The 16,645-nt window shown below is 71.7% G+C and carries 15 protein-coding genes, 1 tRNA gene and 1 pseudogene; 6 read left to right on the top strand and 11 right to left on the bottom strand.

Annotation, left to right across the window (positions count from 1 at the left end):
- Positions 1-184: 184 nt before the first annotated feature.
- On the bottom strand, positions 185-853 hold the full coding sequence (locus AC5WAM_RS23520; protein ID WP_366791628.1) for a TetR/AcrR family transcriptional regulator: 669 nt from the start codon (positions 851-853) through the stop codon (positions 185-187).
- Positions 854-1,210: 357 nt separating this feature from the next.
- On the opposite strand from AC5WAM_RS23520, the gene AC5WAM_RS23515 reads away from it, so the two are divergent.
- Entirely contained in the window at positions 1,211-2,542 is a 1,332-nt protein-coding gene (locus tag AC5WAM_RS23515; protein ID WP_495518714.1) for a M6 family metalloprotease domain-containing protein, read from the top strand.
- 14 nt (positions 2,543-2,556) lie between these two features.
- Here the strand turns inward: AC5WAM_RS23515 and rho are convergent, their stop codons facing one another.
- Positions 2,557-3,825: a transcription termination factor Rho gene (rho, locus tag AC5WAM_RS23510; RefSeq protein WP_495518713.1), complete on the bottom strand. Its 1,269-nt coding sequence runs from the start codon at positions 3,823-3,825 to the stop codon at positions 2,557-2,559.
- A gap of 385 nt (positions 3,826-4,210) precedes the next feature.
- On the opposite strand from rho, the gene AC5WAM_RS23505 reads away from it, so the two are divergent.
- The 3 genes from AC5WAM_RS23505 (at position 4,211) to AC5WAM_RS23495 (ending at position 6,052) form a co-directional block, all read left to right on the top strand.
- Complete coding sequence (locus tag AC5WAM_RS23505; protein ID WP_495518712.1) at positions 4,211-4,501, top strand: hypothetical protein; 291 nt, start codon at positions 4,211-4,213, stop codon at positions 4,499-4,501.
- Positions 4,502-4,588: 87 nt separating this feature from the next.
- The gene (locus AC5WAM_RS23500) at positions 4,589-5,404 is read left to right on the top strand and encodes an SDR family NAD(P)-dependent oxidoreductase (protein WP_366791624.1); all 816 of its coding nucleotides are present in this window, start codon (positions 4,589-4,591) and stop codon (positions 5,402-5,404) included.
- A 126-nt stretch (positions 5,405-5,530) separates the two neighbouring features.
- On the top strand, positions 5,531-6,052 hold the full coding sequence (locus AC5WAM_RS23495; RefSeq protein WP_366791623.1) for a GNAT family N-acetyltransferase: 522 nt from the start codon (positions 5,531-5,533) through the stop codon (positions 6,050-6,052).
- A gap of 28 nt (positions 6,053-6,080) precedes the next feature.
- Here AC5WAM_RS23495 and amaB read toward each other — a convergent pair whose 3' ends face one another.
- The 3 genes from amaB to AC5WAM_RS23480 form a co-directional block, all read right to left on the bottom strand.
- Positions 6,081-7,607: an L-piperidine-6-carboxylate dehydrogenase gene (amaB, locus tag AC5WAM_RS23490; protein ID WP_495518711.1), complete on the bottom strand. Its 1,527-nt coding sequence runs from the start codon at positions 7,605-7,607 to the stop codon at positions 6,081-6,083.
- 86 nt (positions 7,608-7,693) lie between these two features.
- Complete coding sequence (gene hglS / locus AC5WAM_RS23485) at positions 7,694-9,154, bottom strand: 2-oxoadipate dioxygenase/decarboxylase (protein WP_495518710.1); 1,461 nt, start codon at positions 9,152-9,154, stop codon at positions 7,694-7,696.
- Positions 9,155-9,197: 43 nt separating this feature from the next.
- On the bottom strand, positions 9,198-10,304 hold the full coding sequence (locus AC5WAM_RS23480; RefSeq protein WP_495518709.1) for an NAD(P)/FAD-dependent oxidoreductase: 1,107 nt from the start codon (positions 10,302-10,304) through the stop codon (positions 9,198-9,200).
- A gap of 230 nt (positions 10,305-10,534) precedes the next feature.
- Here AC5WAM_RS23480 and AC5WAM_RS23475 point away from each other — a divergent pair.
- Positions 10,535-10,607, top strand: a tRNA-Arg gene (locus tag AC5WAM_RS23475).
- A 611-nt stretch (positions 10,608-11,218) separates the two neighbouring features.
- Here AC5WAM_RS23475 and AC5WAM_RS23470 read toward each other — a convergent pair.
- Positions 11,219-11,947, bottom strand: a pseudogene (locus AC5WAM_RS23470) (recombinase family protein); the annotation flags it as partial.
- Here AC5WAM_RS23470 and AC5WAM_RS23465 point away from each other — a divergent pair.
- Entirely contained in the window at positions 11,903-12,442 is a 540-nt protein-coding gene (locus AC5WAM_RS23465) for a hypothetical protein (RefSeq protein WP_495518708.1), read from the top strand. The pseudogene AC5WAM_RS23470 and the gene AC5WAM_RS23465 sit on opposite strands and share 45 nt — an antisense overlap.
- A 40-nt stretch (positions 12,443-12,482) precedes the next feature.
- Here the strand turns inward: AC5WAM_RS23465 and AC5WAM_RS23460 are convergent, their stop codons facing one another.
- The 5 genes from AC5WAM_RS23460 to AC5WAM_RS23440 all read right to left on the bottom strand — a co-directional run bounded on the left by AC5WAM_RS23460 (position 12,483) and on the right by AC5WAM_RS23440 (position 16,456).
- A complete protein-coding gene (locus AC5WAM_RS23460; protein ID WP_495518707.1) occupies positions 12,483-12,746 on the bottom strand; it encodes a hypothetical protein in 264 nt (87 codons plus the stop codon).
- A 102-nt stretch (positions 12,747-12,848) separates the two neighbouring features.
- The gene (locus tag AC5WAM_RS23455; protein ID WP_495518706.1) at positions 12,849-13,292 is read right to left on the bottom strand and encodes an ATP-binding protein; all 444 of its coding nucleotides are present in this window, start codon (positions 13,290-13,292) and stop codon (positions 12,849-12,851) included.
- Positions 13,293-13,527: 235 nt separating this feature from the next.
- Positions 13,528-13,764 carry a DUF7848 domain-containing protein gene (locus AC5WAM_RS23450; RefSeq protein WP_495518705.1) on the bottom strand — a complete coding sequence of 79 codons (237 nt, stop codon included), beginning with the start codon at positions 13,762-13,764 and terminating at the stop codon, positions 13,528-13,530.
- Between the two features lie 250 nt (positions 13,765-14,014).
- On the bottom strand, positions 14,015-15,220 hold the full coding sequence (locus tag AC5WAM_RS23445; protein WP_495518704.1) for a helix-turn-helix domain-containing protein: 1,206 nt from the start codon (positions 15,218-15,220) through the stop codon (positions 14,015-14,017).
- A gap of 507 nt (positions 15,221-15,727) precedes the next feature.
- Positions 15,728-16,456, bottom strand: coding sequence for a hypothetical protein (locus AC5WAM_RS23440; protein WP_495518703.1), 729 nt, complete (start codon positions 16,454-16,456; stop codon positions 15,728-15,730).
- Between the last annotated feature and the right edge of the window lie 189 nt (positions 16,457-16,645).

Genomic DNA, 16,645 nt, shown 5'->3' with positions numbered 1-16,645 from the left:
CGGAGTTCGGGCACGGACACGGACACGGGGTTCGGGCACGGACACGGACACGGACACGGACAAAGGAGACACCGGGCGGTCGGGACGGCACATGGGTCGCGGGCGTGAGGCCGGCTGGTCCTTTGGTCCCCGGTCCGCGGACCGGGGCGGCGGGGAGCCGGGGCCGCGGACGGCCGTCACCGGGTCAGTCGGCCTTCTGGCGTAGGTCCTCCAAGGTCGCGGGGTGTCCCGGAAGCCGGGAGCGGGCCGGTGCCATGAGGCCGTCGAGGAACAGCTGGAGATGGCGGTGCACGAACCGGTCGAAGTCGAGGAGGCAGCCGCCGGACCCCGGCAGCGGCCGGGTGAGCTGCGACAGGGCGATCATCACGTCCGCGACGCCGATGTCGGGGCGCAGCTGCCCCGCGGCGAGCGCGCGGTCCATGAGCCCTTGCACCGCGCCCTCGACGCGCAGCCGCGCCGCGTGCAGTTCGGGGTGCTCGGGGTCGAGGGCCTCGGAGACGATCGGGCACAGGGCGCCGATGCGCTCCTCCACCGCGGCGTGCGCGAAGCCGCGCAGCGCTTCGAAGGCGCTGTCCGGCTCCGCGTCGACGGCCTCGATGGCCTTCTCGGCCAGGGCCGAGACGCGGTCGGTGACGAAGAGCAGGACGTGGTGCACCAGCTCGGCGCGGTCGGGGAAGTGACGGTAGACCGTGGCGTTGCCGACGCCCGCGCGGCGCGCGATCTCGTCGAGCGGTACGTCGGGGCCGTGCTGCACGAACATCTCGCGTGCGGCGGCGACGATCCGCTCCCGGTTGCGCAGGGCGTCGGCCCGCGGTCGCGGTGCGGTGCGCTGCGCGGCGGTGGCGGTGGACACGGCAGGTCTCCTCGAAGCGGTCAAAGGCCTCAGGTTCGCAGGACCCCGGGTGGCGGGTCCAACGAATTTCCCGGCGGGAGCTGAGGCGCGCGATCCGGGGAGTGGATCCCCGTTTCGCTCGGACACCGTCTAAACGGGGAGACCGTCCCCGGTTATTTCCCGGCCTGGACGTGACCTGCGTCACACCCGGGCGGGCCTCCCGGGGGTCGCGTCACACCCCCGGCCCCGCTCCCCCGGAACTTTCCGAGAAACCCACGATCGGTCGCGCTCAGCGCGCGCCCGCGCACCCCCCGGCACAGGGTGATCGCACAGGGCGCAGCCGGACCCGGCGGCTGCCGCGGAGCGGAGGGCCCACGCATGCAGCAGCCGAGGTGGAAGGGCATAGGCCGGGGCCGCGGCGCGGGGACCCGGGCGCCGGGACGGGCGCGCCGCCACCGGGTCGCCAGGGCCGTGGCCCTCGGCTCGGCCGCCGCGGTGGTGCTCGCCGTCACCACGTCCGCGAGCACCGGCCGCCTCCTCGCGGACACCCCCTCGGCCGCGGGCCCCGTCTCGCAGGCCCGCTCCACGGCACTCGGCCCCTGCATGATCAGCGGCGAGCTCGGCGTGCAGATGTCGGAGGGCATCCCGACGGGCCCCGGCTACACCCGCTCCACCGGGACCGTGCGCGCCCTGAACCTGATGGTCGACTTCTCCGACGCGCCGGGCGAGGGCTCGGCGCTCGACCGGCTCGGGGAGTTCTTCCCGCAGACCTCCGACTGGTTCCGCACCAGCTCGTACGGCCGTCTCGACTACCGCTCCGAGGTGCCGGTCCCCGACTGGCTGCGGATGCCGAAGCCGTTCAAGAAGTACGGGATAGCGCGCGGCGCCCCCTTCGACCCGGGCTACCGGGACCTGGTCCGGGACATCGTGACCGCCGCCGACCCGGCCGTGGACTTCCGCGCGTACGACCTGCTCAACGTGCTCATCACGCCGAACGCGGGCCCCTCGGCGCTCGACACCGTCCTGTCGGTGACGTTCGCGGGCAACCACGAGGCGCCGGTGGCGGACGGGGTGCCGATCGCCAACGCCTCCTTCGTGTACAGCCGCCAGGACGACGGCTCCGGCAGCTACGACCGGACCGGCTACCGGGTGCTGCCGCACGAGAACGGCCACGTCTTCGGCCTGCCCGACCTGTACACGCGCGACGGCGGCGGCGCGGTCGGCCACTGGGACATCATGAGCGAGGACTGGGGCGTCAACAACGACCTGCTCGGCTGGCACAAGTGGAAGCTCGGCTGGCTGGACGACACCCAGGTCGACTGCGCCCCGGCCCGCGGCACCACGGAGCACCTGCTCACCCCGCTCGCCGGGCGCGGCGGCACGAAGCTGGTGTTCGTGCCCGTCGACGCGAAGACGGGGTACGCGGTGGAGCTGCGCACCCGCGCGGGCAACGACGAGGCGGTGTGCCGCCCCGGCGTGCTCGTGTACCGCGTGGACGCGGACGTCGACACCGGCCACGGCCCCATCACGGTCACCGACGCGACCCGCGACAGCGGCGGCTGCACCCGCAGCCCCAACGTGCACGCGGAGCTCTCGGACGCGCCGTTCGCCCTCGGCGAGACCTTCACGGACCGCGGGACGGGAGTGAAGGTGAAGGTGGCGGGCGTGGACCTGGACGGCAACTACCGCGTCCTGGTGACCCGCACCTGAGGCGGCGGGCACCCTCACGCCTCCGGCACGGCCCCGGGCACGGACAGGCGCACCTGCCGCAGGAACGCCGCGTTGGAGGGCGCCTTGCGGAGCTGGTCGAGGAGCGCCTCGAACCCCTCGCGCCCGTCGCGCCGCGCCAGCGCCCGCCGCAGCCCGCGCACGGCCGCCAACTCCTCGGCGGGGACGAGCAGTTCCTCGCGCCGGGTCCCGGACGGGGTGACGTCGACGGCCGGGAAGACCCGGCGGTCGGAGAGGGTCCGGTCCAGCCGCAGCTCCATGTTGCCGGTGGACTTGAGCTCCTCGAAGTAGTACTCGTCGGCGCGCGAGCCCGTCTCCACCAGGACGGTGGCGAGCATCGTCAGGGAGCCGCCCTCCTCGGCCAGGCGCGCGGCGCCGAAGAGCCGCTTGGGGCCCTGCACGGAGGCCGCGTCGACGCCGCCGCTGAGCGTGCGGCCGCCGCTCGCCGCGGTGTTGTTGTACGCGCGGCACAGCCGGGTCAGCGAGTCGAAGAGCATGACGACGTCCTTGCCGTCCTCGACGAGCCGCTTGGCGCGCTCGACGGCGAGTTCGGCGAGCGCGACGTGCGCCTTGGGCACCCGGTCGAAGGTGGAGGCGAGCACCTCGCCGCGCACGGCGCGGCGCATCTCGGTGACCTCTTCGGGCCGCTCGTCGAGCAGCACGACCATGACGTGGCACTCGGGGTGGTTGGCGGCGACGGCGTCCGCGAGCTGGCGCAGCAGCACGGTCTTGCCCGCGCGCGGCGGGGCGACGATCAGTCCGCGCTGGCCCTTGCCGACGGGCGCCACCAGGTCGACGAGGCGCGGGGCGAGGGCGCCGCCCGGCGTCTCCAGGCGCAGCCGCTCGCGCGGGTGCAGCGGGGTGAGGTCGCCGAACCGGGGCCTGTCGCGCAGGCCGTGGGGGGCGCGGCCGTTGACGCGGGTGACCTCGGCGAGGACGCGCGCCCTGCCGCCGCAGGTGCCCTCGACGAAGTCGCCCGCGCGCAGGCCGAGCCGGCGCACGAGGGCGGCCGGGACGAGCACGTCCGCGGGCCCGGGCAGGCAGCCCTCGGCGCGCAGGTGCCCGTCGGCCTTCGCGAGGTCCAGGACGCCGCTGTGGATCCGCAGGTCGGCCGCGGGGGCCGGGGACGGGATGGCCGGGACGGTCCGGGCGGTCCGGGCGGTCCGGGCGGTCCGCACGGCCTCGGCGGTCTGAGTGGTCCGGGTCTGGGCGGTCTGGGTGTTCTGAGTGGTCTGGGTGGTCTGGGTGGTCTGGGTGGGGTTCATGGGGTGGGTGGTCCTTTCGCGAAACCGCGGGACGTGCGCGAACTGCGCGGAGAAGGCCGGTCGCGAGGGGCCGTGCGCACCGGGTGCCGGGCACGGCGGATGCCGTGCGCACCGGATGCCGACGGCTCGTGGCCTCGTACGACGGGCTGGTGGGAACGGGGTCCGGACCGGGCGGAGAGTGCGCCGGGTCGGAGAAGGAAGGCACGGCGCCCAGAAGGGGCGTACACACGTGCTGCTCGCACCGTAGCACACGACCTGGCGTGCGCGGCCGTCCGCGCACGGGATCTTGAGCTTCCGCGCGCCGGTGACCGTACGCGTGTGATCGCGTACGTTCGGTTACCTCGCGGGCCGCGCTCGGCGGCCCCGGCAGGCAGGAGAGCCCCTCATGCGTCGTCGCACCGCCCTCGCCCTCGGCTCCGTCGTCGCGGCCGGAACGCTGGCCCTGGCGCCGGGCTCCGCGCTCGCGGCGGAGGGCGTGCTGGTCGTCGGCGGCGTCGCGTACGCCGACCCCGACGGCTGCTACGACACGGAGAGTCGGCCGCTCACCGTCGACAACTACACCGACGAGGTCGCCCTCGTCTTCTCGGGGCCGCACTGCACCGGCGCCCTCCTCGAACTGGTCGCTCCCGACGAGTCGTCGGTCTCCGAGTTCGGCACCAGCGTCTACGTCGACTGACCCGCCAGGGGCGCACGCGGCCCGGCGCGGTCCGCGTGCGACCCTGGAGGGTCCGGACACCCGAGGGGCACAGGAGGCCGAACGACCATGACGGATACCCGCGTTGTCCTCGTCACCGGCGGCGGAACGGGCATCGGCGCCGCCACCGCCCGGCAGTTGCGCGCCGCCGGGCACCACGTGGTCGTCTCCGGGCGCCGCCCGGAGCCGCTGCACCAGATCGCCGAGGAGACCGGCGCGCTCGCCCACCCCGCCGACGCGGCCGACCCCGAGGCCGTCGCCGGTCTCGTCGCGGCGGCCGTGAAGGCGTACGGACGGCTCGACGGCGTCGTCCTGAACGCGGGGACCGGCCGCCCGGGGGCCGTCGGCGACGTGACCCCCGAGGACTGGGAGACCGTCCTCAGCACCAACCTCACCGGCCCCTTCCACCTGCTGCGCACCGCGCTGCCGCACCTGCTCGAAAGCCGCGGCTCGGTCGTCGCCGTCGCCTCGGTCTCCGCGCTGCGCAACGGCGTCGGCAACGCCGCGTACGCCACGTCCAAGGCGGCGCTGCTCCAGCTCTGCCGCTCCGTCGCCGTCGACTACGGCGCGCTCGGCGTGCGGGCCAACACCGTCTGCCCCAGCTGGGTGCGCACGGAGATGGCCGACCGGCGCATGGGCGCGTTCGCGCGGTCCGCCGGGCTCGGCGACGGCGAGGAAGGACTCGACGCCGCGTACGAGCAGGGCACGCGGCTGATTCCCGCGGGCCGCCCCGGCACCCCGGAGGAGGTCGCCGAGGCCATCGCCTGGCTGCTCTCGCCCGCGGCGTCGTTCGTCAACGGCGCGACCCTCACGGTCGACGGCGGAGTGACGGCGGTCGACCCGGGCACGCTGGCGTTCGGCTTCGACATCACCCGGCGGGGCTGACGGCTGCGGTCGCGGCACAAACGGCTCCGGAAGACCTGCTTCCGGAGCCTTCGATCTCCAAAAGTCGCCTGTTCACAGGCCGTTGAGCAGTGTGGCTGACGGCCCATCACGACGTACGGTTGGACCATGCCCGAACTCCAGCGCCTGCGCGCAGACCACGCCCCGGCCCTGCTCGCCTTCGAGCGGGAGAACCGCGCCTACTTCGCCGCTTCGGTCCCGGACCGCGGCGACGCCTACTTCGCCGCGTTCGACGAGCGCCACCGCGCGCTCCTCGCCGAACAGGAGACGGGGGCCTGCCACTTCCACGTCGTGGTCGACGGCGACGGCGAGGTCCTCGGGCGCGTCAACCTGGTCGACGTGGCGGACGGCTCGGCCGAGCTGGGCTACCGCATCGCCAAGAAGGCCACCTCCCGGGGGCTCGCCACGTCGGCGGTGCGGCAGGTGTGCGTCCTCGCCGCCACCGAGTACGGCCTGACGTCGCTGCGGGCCGGGACCACCACCGACAACCCCGGCTCGCAGGCCGTGCTCGCCCGCACCGGCTTCGTGCCCGCCGGGGAGACCGTCCTGGACGGCCGCCCCGGGATCACCTACGTCCGCGACCTGACCGGCCCGGACGTGCGGCCGGCGGACCGCACGCCGGGCGCCTGAGGGACCCGGCGCCCGACGGCCGCGGCGGCTACAGGAAGCTGACGTTCTGCGCGAGCGCGAGCCCGCCCGAGTAGTTGACGGTGTTCGTGGCGGACCGCATGTACGCGCGCCACGCGTCGGACCCGGACTCGCGCCCGCCGCCGGTCTCCTTCTCGCCGCCGAAGGCCCCGCCGATCTCCGCGCCCGACGTGCCGATGTTGACGTTCACGATGCCGCAGTCGGAGCCCTCGGCGGACAGGAACAGCTCGGCCTCGCGCTGGTCGCGCGTGAAGACGCTCGACGAGAGCCCCTGCGGCACGTCGTTGTGCAGCGCGATCGCCTCCTCGAAGGAGTCGTACGTCAGCACGTACAGGATCGGCGCGAAGGTCTCCTCCTTCACCACGCCCGTCTGCGCGCCCATGCGCACCACGACCGGCTCCACGTACGCCGCTCCGGGCGCGATGTCGGCCAGGCGCCGCTGCCCGCCCGCCAGGACCTTGCCGCCCTCGGCCTGGGCGCGGGCGAGCGCCTCCTGCATGCGGTCGAGCGCGGCCGGTGAGACCAGCGGCCCGACGAGCGTCGACGCGTCGAAGGGGTCCCCGATGGGCAGCTTCCGGTACGCGCCCGCGAGCCGCGCCACCAGCGCGTCCACCACGTCCTCGTGCACGATGAGCCGGCGCAGCGTCGTGCACCGCTGGCCCGCCGTGCCCGCCGCGGCGAACACGGCGCTCCGCACCGTGAGGTCGAGGTCGGCGGAGGGCGCGACCACGGCGGCGTTGTTGCCGCCGAGTTCGAGCAGCGAGCGCCCGAAGCGGGCGGCGACCCTCGGCCCGACCTCACGGCCCATGCGCGTGGACCCGGTGGCGCTGACGAGCGCCACCCGCGGATCGTCCACGAGCCGCTCCCCCACGGCCCGGTCGCCCAGCAGCAGCCGGTGCACCCCGGCCGGTGCGCCCACGTCGTCGGCGGCCCGGTCGAGCAGCCGCGCGCACGCCAGGGAGACCAGCGGCGTCAGCTCGGACGGCTTCCACACCACGGTGTCGCCGCAGGCCAGGGCGACGGCGGTGTTCCACGACCAGACGGCCGCCGGGAAGTTGAACGCGGAGATCACACCGACGACCCCGAGCGGATGCCAGGTCTCCGCGAGCCGGTGCGCCGGCCGCTCGGACGCGATGGTCCGCCCGTACAGCTGGCGCGAGAGCCCCACCGCGAAGTGGCAGATGTCGATCATCTCCTGGACCTCGCCGAGCGCCTCCGAGCGGATTTTGCCCGCCTCGATGGTGATCAGATCGGCAACGTCCTCCTGGTGCGCCCGCAGCAACTCGCCCAGGCGGCGCACCAGTTCCCCGCGGCGCGGCGGGGGCACCGCCCGCCACTGGAGGAAGGCCTCGTGCGCGGCGGCGACGGCCTCGTCGACGGCGGCGGGCGCGGCCCCGGCGAGCGCGAAGAGCCCCTCACCGGTGATCGGCGTACGGGCCTGGCACCCACGGCCCTCGGGGATCTCGGCGCCGACGCGGGAGAGGGCCTCGTGGGCGCGGTGGCGGAGGGTGTCGGTGGCGGGGAGGGTGGGCGGCATGGGGGCTCCTTCGGAGAGGGCGGTGAGGACGGGGCGCATCAGCCCGTCCGGCGTTTGAGGACGAGCGCGCAGCGCGACGCGGGGGTCTAGGGGGCGCAGCCCCCAGCGGGGGCGCCGGGGCCGGGGACGCGGAGCTTCCGCGCGACCACAGCCAGAGAAGCCCGCTGCCGCGCTTCGTACAGGTCGAACGGATCCAGGACCTCGCGCCCCATCGCCCCCGACAGCCACGCGCTGTCGTACGCGGCCCCCGCGACCGCGTCGTCCCGCACCCCGGCCCCCTCCAGGTTCGACTGGAAGATCCCGGCGGCGGAGCGGGGCAGGAAGTCCTCGTACACGAGGGGTTCGGCCCGCACCCACCCCGCGTCGAGGAGGTCGCCGAGCGCCGTGGGCGGCGGGGCGCCGTCGCGGGGCCGGTCCGCCACCACGTGGTACGTGAAGTGGCCGAGCCCCCGCGCGGCCAGCTCGCGCTCGGTGCGGGGCAGCGCGGCCGACCAGACCGCGCGGGCGGCCTCCGTGCGCTCGGCCGGGGTGGCCGGGCGGCGCCCGTCGCCAGGGGCAAGGCCCCCGTCGCCACGGGCGAGGCGGTCGTCGACGCGGGTGAGGAGCTCGTCGTACAGGGCGCGTCCCGCCCGGGTGAGGGCGATCCCGCGGGCCTCCACCTCGCCGAACCGCACCCGCAGCACCCCGCTGGTGACGCTGCCGTCGGCCAGGCGCAGCGCGCGCGGCTCGTCGAGCGCCCGGAACGACGTCTGCCGCAGCAGCACGTCGGGCCCGTCCCACGCGGGCGGTCCCTGCACGGTGTCGATCATCCGGACGCCGCGCGCGGTCATCCGGCGGTACAGCTCGTCGATGTCGAGGACGCGGGGCGTGAGGTGGTTGATGTGCGTGCCGCGGACGCCGCCGATGTCGGCGGCCACGGCGGAGACCCGCTCCAGCTCCTCGTACCACGCCTTGTCGATCGGCTCGCGCGACAGCTCGAAGGCGGCGACGGCGAGTCCGAGGAACCGCTCGGCGTCGGCCCCGCCGAGCCCGCCCTCGGCCTCGGCCCGGTCGGCGAGCGCGAGCAGCTCCGGCGGGAACAGCTCGCGCGCTGCGAGGAAGGACTCAAGCCGCTTGCGCAGCCCCTCGTCGAAGAACCGCGGGTCGGCGGGGGTCAGGAGCGAGGTGAACACCCGGAACGGGTTGCGGGCCAGCTCGTCCGCGTCCACGGGCCGGAAGGCCGTCGACACCACGGGCACGGCGCTCGCGGCGGCCTCGCGCAGGTCGTAGAACCCGACGGGCCGCATCCCGAGCGCCCCGAAGACCCGCGCCACCTGGCCGAGTTCGGCCGGGGTGCCGACGCGGATCGCACCGTGCCGCTCGGCCGTGACCCGGCCGATGGACCCGAGCCGCTCGGCGGCGGCGCCGCGCTCGCGCAGGACGTCCTCGTTCACCGCGCGGGTGACGTCGACGAGGGTGGTGTACGCGGGCACTTCGCGCCCGTACATGTCGGAGAGCCGCGCGGCGAAGGCGGCGCGGAGCTGCCAGGGGGCGTACGGGGGGTTCATGGGGCTCCTCTCGACGGGTACCGGCTGGAGGCGGCGGTGACCGTCACACCACGTGCGCCTCCGGCCTGCCGCCCGCGCCGACCCGGAACCGCTCGGCGCTCAGGGACGCCACGTCCACGCACGGCTCGCGCTCCAGATACAGATCGCGTACGACCTCGCCGACGGCCGGGGCCTGGAGGAAGCCGTGCCCGGAGAACCCGGTGGCGTACAGGAAGTTGGGCACATCCACGGCCCGCCCGACGAGGGCGTTGCGGTCGGGCGTGACCTCGTAGAGCCCGGCCCAGCCGCCCACGACGTCGAGGTCCGCGAGCGCGGGCGCGCGCCGCCGCATCACGGACCGGAACAGCTCCACCCACTCCTCGGTCCACGTCGTGTCGAAGCCTTCCTCCTGCCCCGGGTCGGCGAGCCCGAACAGCAGCCCCTGGTCGCTGGTGTGGAAGTACGCCGTGGAGGAGAAGTCGATGGTGAACGGGGTGCGGGGCGGGGGCGGCACGAGCGGGGCGGTGAAGGCGATCTGCCGCCGCAGCGGCCGCACCGGCAGCTCCACCCCCGCCAGCGCGCCGACCCCCGCGGACCAGGCGCCCGCGGCGCACACCACGGCGTCGCAGGTGATCGTCCCGCGGTCGGTCCGCACGGCGGTGACGCGCCCGCCGGTCACGTCCATCCCGGTCACGGAGGTCCCCGTGACGAAGGAGACCCCGGCCGCGGCAGCGGCCCGCGCGTACCCGGCGACGACGGCGCCGGGCCGGGCGTGCCCGTCGTCGGGCGAGTACGCGGCGGCGAGCAGCCCCTCGGGCCGTACGTACGGGCACAGCTCGTGCGCCTCCCGCGGCCCGACGATCCGGCCGCGCACCCCCATCCGCTCCTGTACGCGGACGCTCTCCTCGAAGGCTTCGACGTCCTGCGGCCGGTCGAGCAGGAACAGATAGCCCACCGTCTCCAGGTGGATGTCGCCGCCGGGACGCGCCGCGAAGTCACGGAAGGCCCGCAGGCTGCGGGCGCCCAGGGCGATGTTCACGGGGTCGGAGAACTGCGCCCGCACCCCGCCGATCGGCTTGCCCGAGCTCCCGCCCCCGAGCGCGCCCCGCTCCACCACGACGACGTCCCGCACACCCGCCTCGGCGAGGTGGAAGGCCGCGGAGACCCCCATGACCCCGCCCCCGACAATCACGACCCGCGACGCCCGAGCCACCGAGACCACCTCTTCCGCCACCACCGGGGGTGCCATCGTGACGCACACGATCAGTGGAGGTCCATCACCGGACAGTAGCCACGCGCCCGTCCACCCCCCTGCCCGTCCCCCAGCCCCACCCCGCTCCCTCCGGGCGCCCCCGGCCCCCCATCGGATACCCTGTCCAAAGCCGCCCTCACGGACGGCACGCCTTCGTAGCTCAGGGGATAGAGCACCGCTCTCCTAAAGCGGGTGTCGCAGGTTCGAATCCTGCCGGGGGCACGGACGGCATCCGTACGGGGTGCGCTTGGGCAAGGGCCCGCGACCTGGCCGACCTGGCTGGTCGTGGGCCCTTGTGCGTGCCTGGTCCCGGTGGCCTTCGCTGCCGCCTGGCTGATCTCCGGGATGCGGTCGGCGGGGAGCCTGATGGTGAGGGTAACGTCGTCGCTGTTCGCGTGGAGGCGGATGGCGAGGTGGGTGATCTCGTAGAGCTGCCGCTGGAGCCGTTCGGGGGCGCGCGCGAGATTGAGGGCCAGATACGGCAGAGCGTCCAGGAGATCGGCGGCTAGCGCGGACGGGCGCGGGGGCTCGGCGTCGTCGGCCGCGTCGAGCTCTGCGATGGCGTCGAGGGCAGCCTTCCGCTGGGCTTCCAGGTCGTTGTACGTCTGCCGCAGGCCGCGCGCGAAGGGATCGTCGGAGTCTGTGTCCTGGGCCTGGCGGAGGACGTTGCTCTGTCGGCGCGCGATGTCGGCGAGGGTGCGCTGATACCGTTCCCGCTCCGTCTCGCGCTCCTGTGCCGCGCGTACGTCTGCGTCGCGCAGATCGGCGGCGAGGAGGGCACGGCGCTGCGGTCCGAAGACACGGTCGGCGAAGAAGGCGCCGATGGCCTCCAGGAGGTCGGCTTCGTTCACGTAGAGGGTCTTGGGGTGTCCGGCGTACACGTCGGGACGGCCACGATTGTTGGCCCGGGGCCAGCAGGTGTAGTACGTCGTCCGATGCCGATGATTGCCGAACAGGCGACGCCCGCAGGCGCAGTAGATCATGCCGCGCAGCACGTAGGTGCGGCGGGTGGCGGGGTGCTTGTTGGGAGCGTTCCCGTCGCGGGATCCGCGCTTGGCCTGGCGGCGGGCGGCCAGCTCGTCAAACATCCACTTCGGGATCAGCGGCTCATGGACGGGCTCCGGTGACCACACCCACATCTGGGGATCATTGTTGGCGCCGCGCCGGGACCGTGTGGCCCTGCGGTTGAAGACCTGGTAGCCGGTGTACTTCGGGTTGCGCAGGAGCTCGCAGACGGTGGACTTGATCCAGGCGCCGCGCGCCCGCGAGGCTCCGCCCGGCGGCGTCGGAGGCGGGTACCGGTCCAGGTCGGCGTTGAGGCGATCCACGATCGTGGAGTAGCCGACGTTGTCGTGGTAGCGCCACACCGCGATCTGGGTGACCGTCTCCGCCCGCTTGCCGTCCGGCTCCAGCCTGCTCTTGGTGGCGCCTCGGGCAGCCTTGGCGGGGTTGGGGTGGCGGTAGGCCTTGGCCTTGTAGCCGTAGGGCGGCTTGCCGATGTTCCAGCCTTCGCGGACGTGGGTGCACAGGCCGCCCCAGGAGGTCTCCAGGGCGTTGAACACCTCGTACTCGGCCACGGACTGATTGATCCGGCGCTGAAGGATCTGCTGAGCGCGGCCGCCGTCGAGCTTGATCGGTTCGTTCCAGGCGAAGAGCGGCACCCCGGCGTGCTCCAGTTCCCGCTCGACGGAGAGGTTCTCGTACATGCGGCGGGCCACGCGGGAGGTGCTCTCGCAGATGACGGCGTCGAAGCGGCGGTTGGGGTGGGCGGCCTCGGCGAGCAGGTCGACGATGCCGCCGTCGCGGGCGATGGGGATGCCGAAGCGTGCGTAGTCCGAGCCCTGGCTGCGCTCGCTGAGCTCTTTGCGGCCGGACTCGACGTCGTAGAAGTGGCAGACCATAGCCCACGCCTCCGGCAGAGCGGACTTGCACCGCTCCCACTGCCGCAGGAGCGACTGCCTCGGGTCCTGCTGGTCCTCGGTCGAGGTGCGGCCCACCCAGGCGACGCGGACTTCTCCGTGCAGGAGAGCGAGGGGCATGCCGAAGGGGGAGACTGACAGGTCCGACAGGGCGGGTGCAGAAGTGGCCCTGCCTTGGCTAGGAGTCCGCGCGGTCATCGGGTCTCACCTCGGAAGATGAAGAAGATAAATCTGCCTTGGCGGAGTCGGTCGCGGCCCACGCGAGGAGGGAGCGGATGGCATCCGCCAACTTGCGCCGCAGCCGGGCGCCTTCGCTGCCGCCCACGCTCGTCACGTATCCGGAGTACGTACGCTCGCGCCCGCGCTCTGTCGTCTGGCGATGGCGCCACGGTTGCTGCTCAGCTTCGTATTCGTAATCGAAGCCTTCTGGGTTGGTGTCCATGCCGGGCTCCGGTCCCCTGGGTCCTGATGTCACCCCAGGAGGCCGGATTCCGGGCACGTTTTTGACACCCGTGGCAGCAATTAAGTGCTCTTTAGTACTTCCTTAGTCAGGCTTGAAAGCGCGGTGCATGACGAACACGACGACCGTCCCGCCGTGCCGACTCGGTCCGGCCCACCACTCGTCGGCCAGCTCGTCGACGAGGAACAGCCCGCGCCCGTGGGCCGCTGTGGCCTCGGGCGTCCGCAGACGGACATGGGCGGGGCAGCCGGGGTTGTGCACCTCAACGCGCAGCGCCTCGCCCACGCGGTACCAGTAGACCCGCACCCGCCAGGGCTCGTCGGCTTTGCCGTGCACGATGGCGTTGGTGACGAGCTCCGAAAGCATGAGCACGCAGTCGTCGGCGCAGCAGGCAAGGTGGTGGGAATCTGAGAACCGCCGGAACCAGCGACGGGCACATCTCGCTGATTTCGGAACGGGGCAGAGGACCATGCCGCCGAGCGGTTCGGGCACGCCACTGTCGTCGAAGGCGTCGTCGGCGCGCGTCATCGCCCCTCCCGGCACCTGTACGAATACTTCCTCGTAGAGGAGTTGCAGGCTGCACAGGAAGGGCCAAGAAGCGCCTGACCTGCACAGAGCTCCATAAGACGGGCTACGCCTCTAATGGGTAGACAGACAGGTACCCGAATTCGAAGCGAGACAGGAAGAGTCATTCCGCCCACCTGAGATTCACATACGGCCGTCAGCCAGTCCCGGCCGGAAGCCGAACCCATCGCATGGCGCATCATGGCCGCCGCCAAGCGCGCCACGGCCGTGTGATGAGCTCTCGGTAGGTGTGGTTGGACGGGTGCCGTCCACAGTGCTCCATCACCCACGTCTGCGGCTCGGCGTAGTCCTCGCTCACCGGCGAGGTCTCGCCGTCCACGACGCACTGCATGGCGTACGTGATCGGCTCCGCGTCGGGCTCGCGGTCAGGTTCGAGCGTCCAGGTCTCGAACCGCAGCACAGCGCGCGTACTCACGGACACCACCGCCCATTGGGCACAGGATTCCGGTGGCAGCCGTCGATAGGAGCCAGGAGTCGCACCGGCGGAGCGAACAGTCTCGCGATAACTTGGGGCACGTCGTCAACCTCCCGGGGTTGGTGGCCACGCCCCCGGGCCGTGACAGCGGTCGCGGGGGTCTCGTACCCCGACAGCATTCCGCCGTGTAAAGGCCCCAGCGTTGCCCAATTGGCAACGCTGGGGCCCTTGTTCAATCACGATTCTTGCGCTAGACGCCGCACCACTGCGCGTACTTCATCAGCGGATCGGGCGCCTTGGCCCTGGCGCGCAGCAGCGTCGCCACCGTCTCGTGCACGCCGGGGTGATACCGGGTCTGTTGCGGAGCAACGCCCTTGGCCTTCACCAGCGAAGACAGTGCGTCGTCATGACGCGCCGTCCACGCCTCGGCACGAGCCCGGTCCACCCAGTAGTGCCCCGCGCGCGCCGCTGGATAGTCATCGGGCAGGCGCACGGCCCTGGCCTTCTCCAGCGCCTTGCCGTGCTTGTCCCGATCACTGGCCGCAGCCATGCTGTGGATCGCGCAGTTCACGGGACCGAACACCAGGCCGTAGTCCCGCGTCTCGCCCGTCTTCCGGGCAATCTCATGGGCTGCCGTAAGCCAGTCGTCGGCCGCGCCGGCGTCGCCCATGCGGCCCGAGAGAATCGCGGCCTTCAAGTGGAGGGCACCACGCACCGCACGCGTGGCCCGAGCGCCGTCGTCATCCAGGTCCCGCAGCGCCTGTTGCACCAGCGCCAGGCCCCGGTCATGCCGAGCGGCATCGGCCAGCAGCTGCGCACGATCCCACCGCTCAATGGCCACCTGCTGCGGGTCCCCGGACCGTGGGGCGGCCGCCGCCATGCGAGACAGCGCGAGCCGAGCAAGGTCCAGGTAGCCGATCTGACGGCTCACGACGTACACCGTGCGCCCGATCTCCGCTTGCAGCCAGCACACGCGCTCACGCTCGTGATCAGGCTGATCGTGCAGCAGAACCCGGTGATTGATCTCCGAGATCAGGGCGGGAAGCCGCTCGGCGATCTCGATGTACTCCGCCTTGGCCCGGCGCTCCCGGAGCCGCACCACCTCGGCTTCCAAGGTCGCAAGCGACCTGGGCTGCGGATCGTCATCGCTGGGCGGGATATCCCAGTCATCGAGCGCGGAGCTGATCGGAGTGACGAGCCGGTCCAACTGGTCCGACTGAAGCATGTGGATGTACGGCTGCCCATGCAGGACCGACACACTCACGCCCAACGCCCGTGCGATGGCCGCAACGATGGCAGGGCTGGCGTAGCGATCACCGCTCTCGATCCTGGAGAGCATGGACGGCGAGACGTGAGCACGCGCCCCGAGCTCCCGAAGCGAGAGGGCGCGCAGAGCGCGCACTTCGGAGATGCGCGCCCCAATCCCACCTGTGGTGCTGTCAGTTGGGTCGGGCATACTGACTCCCGTTCTGAACTAGACACTCAGAACGGTACTCCCGCCCACACCCGGCAGAGCTGTGATCAGTTCCCGTCACCCCATAGGGTCCGTGTCGGTAGATAACGTCACAGCACGCAGGCTGTCGATCACTGTCTGATGGCCGAGAGCCCGTCCTGCACAAGCGGCTTCAGGACCAACGAACCGACTGCGTTACGACCTTCGTCACGGATTCAAGGCGGCTCGCATCCGCGCGCGGCTGGACCTGCGCTACTGCCTCCCCCAGCCCGTCGCGCGATACGGCGATCGGCTGCTTGAAGTCGGAGAATCCGGTACGTCGCGACTAGGGCTCCACAGCTTCAGGCAGCCACTTTGGTGCGGGCTCGAAGACCATGACCCCAACGTCGTGCTTACCGGGTAGATCTAAAGACTGCCCGACGTGCCGAGAGCTCACGGGCCGTGATCGCACTCGCGCCAAAGGGGCCTTCCAGCCCAAAGCCGCTCCGCCCGACTCTCGCTTTTACACCCTCAATCGAATCTACGTGTCGTCATCCCGAAGTAGTCCATAGCGAATTGCAAGAACTCCAATCGCGTATCTTCGTCAACCACTTCCCCCTGGAGGAAGCACCGCCCTGCTCGACGTGGCGAGATACCTACTGCCGCACCCAACCTAATCCATCCATCAACTTGACAATCCGAAATCACTTCAGGCGCAAAATCACCAATCAACGTGACGGTCAGCGGGTTGTACTCGATGGAAAAGGATCCAGAGCTTTCACCCCAAAAGAAGTCATAGTTGCAGAGCGGGGAAAGATAATCAATGGTTCCCTTCAGGAACCACCAGCAGACCTCCTGATAGTCTTCACACTCGTCCAGCGTAGGCGGCTCGGCTCCATCGTGCTCCACGGCGTTGCGCAGGCGCCTGAGGCGGCGCAGTGAACGCTGGAGGATTACGCCCCAGGTTTCGAGAAGGCCGAGCCAGCTGACATTCCTCGAATCCAGGTACTGACTAAAACAGTAAATCGAATTCAGGTGTTCGAGGCGTGTATCGACAGCACGCTTGAGGGCGAGAACAGCGTCAATTCGATCATACTCTCCACGGTGGTTCGAGAGTCGGTATGCCGCATGATGGAATGAAGCTTCAGCACGCGATATCATCATTCGGTCGTAATCGCCGATGCCATTCTTTCCGTGCCCGCTCTCCGTGAATTCATGCAGGCCGTTTTCCAGCCACCAGTCCGACTCGACACTCTTCATGCGGCCATAGTAGCCGTGCTTATGTGCAGCGTTACGCGGATTATGGGAGGTTGACCGATTTGAGGGCAGCACGTCGCTGTTAGGTGGAGGGGCGCGCCGTGTCACGAGTGGTTCTGCAGGGCAACCACAGGCCACCGATCCTTGACCTACTGCACGGCTCGAAGCCCGGACTGACCTAGGGCTGCATGG

Source organism: Streptomyces sp. JLYT201, assembly GCF_059448825.1.
The sequence above is the reverse complement of the archived record's forward strand: the minus strand, read 5'-3'. Positions and strand labels throughout refer to the sequence as shown.

What these genes read in the sequence shown, in the direction of transcription:
- AC5WAM_RS23515 (WP_495518714.1), top strand. Translation starts at nt 1,211, where the DNA reads ATGCAGCAGCCGAGGTGGAAGGGCATAGGCCGGGGCCGCGGCGCGGGG.
- AC5WAM_RS23505 (WP_495518712.1), top strand. Translation starts at nt 4,211, where the DNA reads ATGCGTCGTCGCACCGCCCTCGCCCTCGGCTCCGTCGTCGCGGCCGGA.
- AC5WAM_RS23480 (WP_495518709.1), bottom strand. Translation starts at nt 10,304, where the DNA reads ATGGGGGTCTCCGCGGCCTTCCACCTCGCCGAGGCGGGTGTGCGGGAC.
- AC5WAM_RS23455 (WP_495518706.1), bottom strand. Translation starts at nt 13,292, where the DNA reads ATGACGCGCGCCGACGACGCCTTCGACGACAGTGGCGTGCCCGAACCG.
- rho (WP_495518713.1), bottom strand. Translation starts at nt 3,825, where the DNA reads ATGAACCCCACCCAGACCACCCAGACCACCCAGACCACTCAGAACACC.
- AC5WAM_RS23445 (WP_495518704.1), bottom strand. Translation starts at nt 15,220, where the DNA reads ATGCCCGACCCAACTGACAGCACCACAGGTGGGATTGGGGCGCGCATC.
- AC5WAM_RS23500 (WP_366791624.1), top strand. Translation starts at nt 4,589, where the DNA reads ATGACGGATACCCGCGTTGTCCTCGTCACCGGCGGCGGAACGGGCATC.
- hglS (WP_495518710.1), bottom strand. Translation starts at nt 9,154, where the DNA reads ATGAACCCCCCGTACGCCCCCTGGCAGCTCCGCGCCGCCTTCGCCGCG.
- AC5WAM_RS23440 (WP_495518703.1), bottom strand. Translation starts at nt 16,456, where the DNA reads ATGAAGAGTGTCGAGTCGGACTGGTGGCTGGAAAACGGCCTGCATGAA.
- amaB (WP_495518711.1), bottom strand. Translation starts at nt 7,607, where the DNA reads ATGCCGCCCACCCTCCCCGCCACCGACACCCTCCGCCACCGCGCCCAC.
- AC5WAM_RS23495 (WP_366791623.1), top strand. Translation starts at nt 5,531, where the DNA reads ATGCCCGAACTCCAGCGCCTGCGCGCAGACCACGCCCCGGCCCTGCTC.
- AC5WAM_RS23460 (WP_495518707.1), bottom strand. Translation starts at nt 12,746, where the DNA reads ATGGACACCAACCCAGAAGGCTTCGATTACGAATACGAAGCTGAGCAG.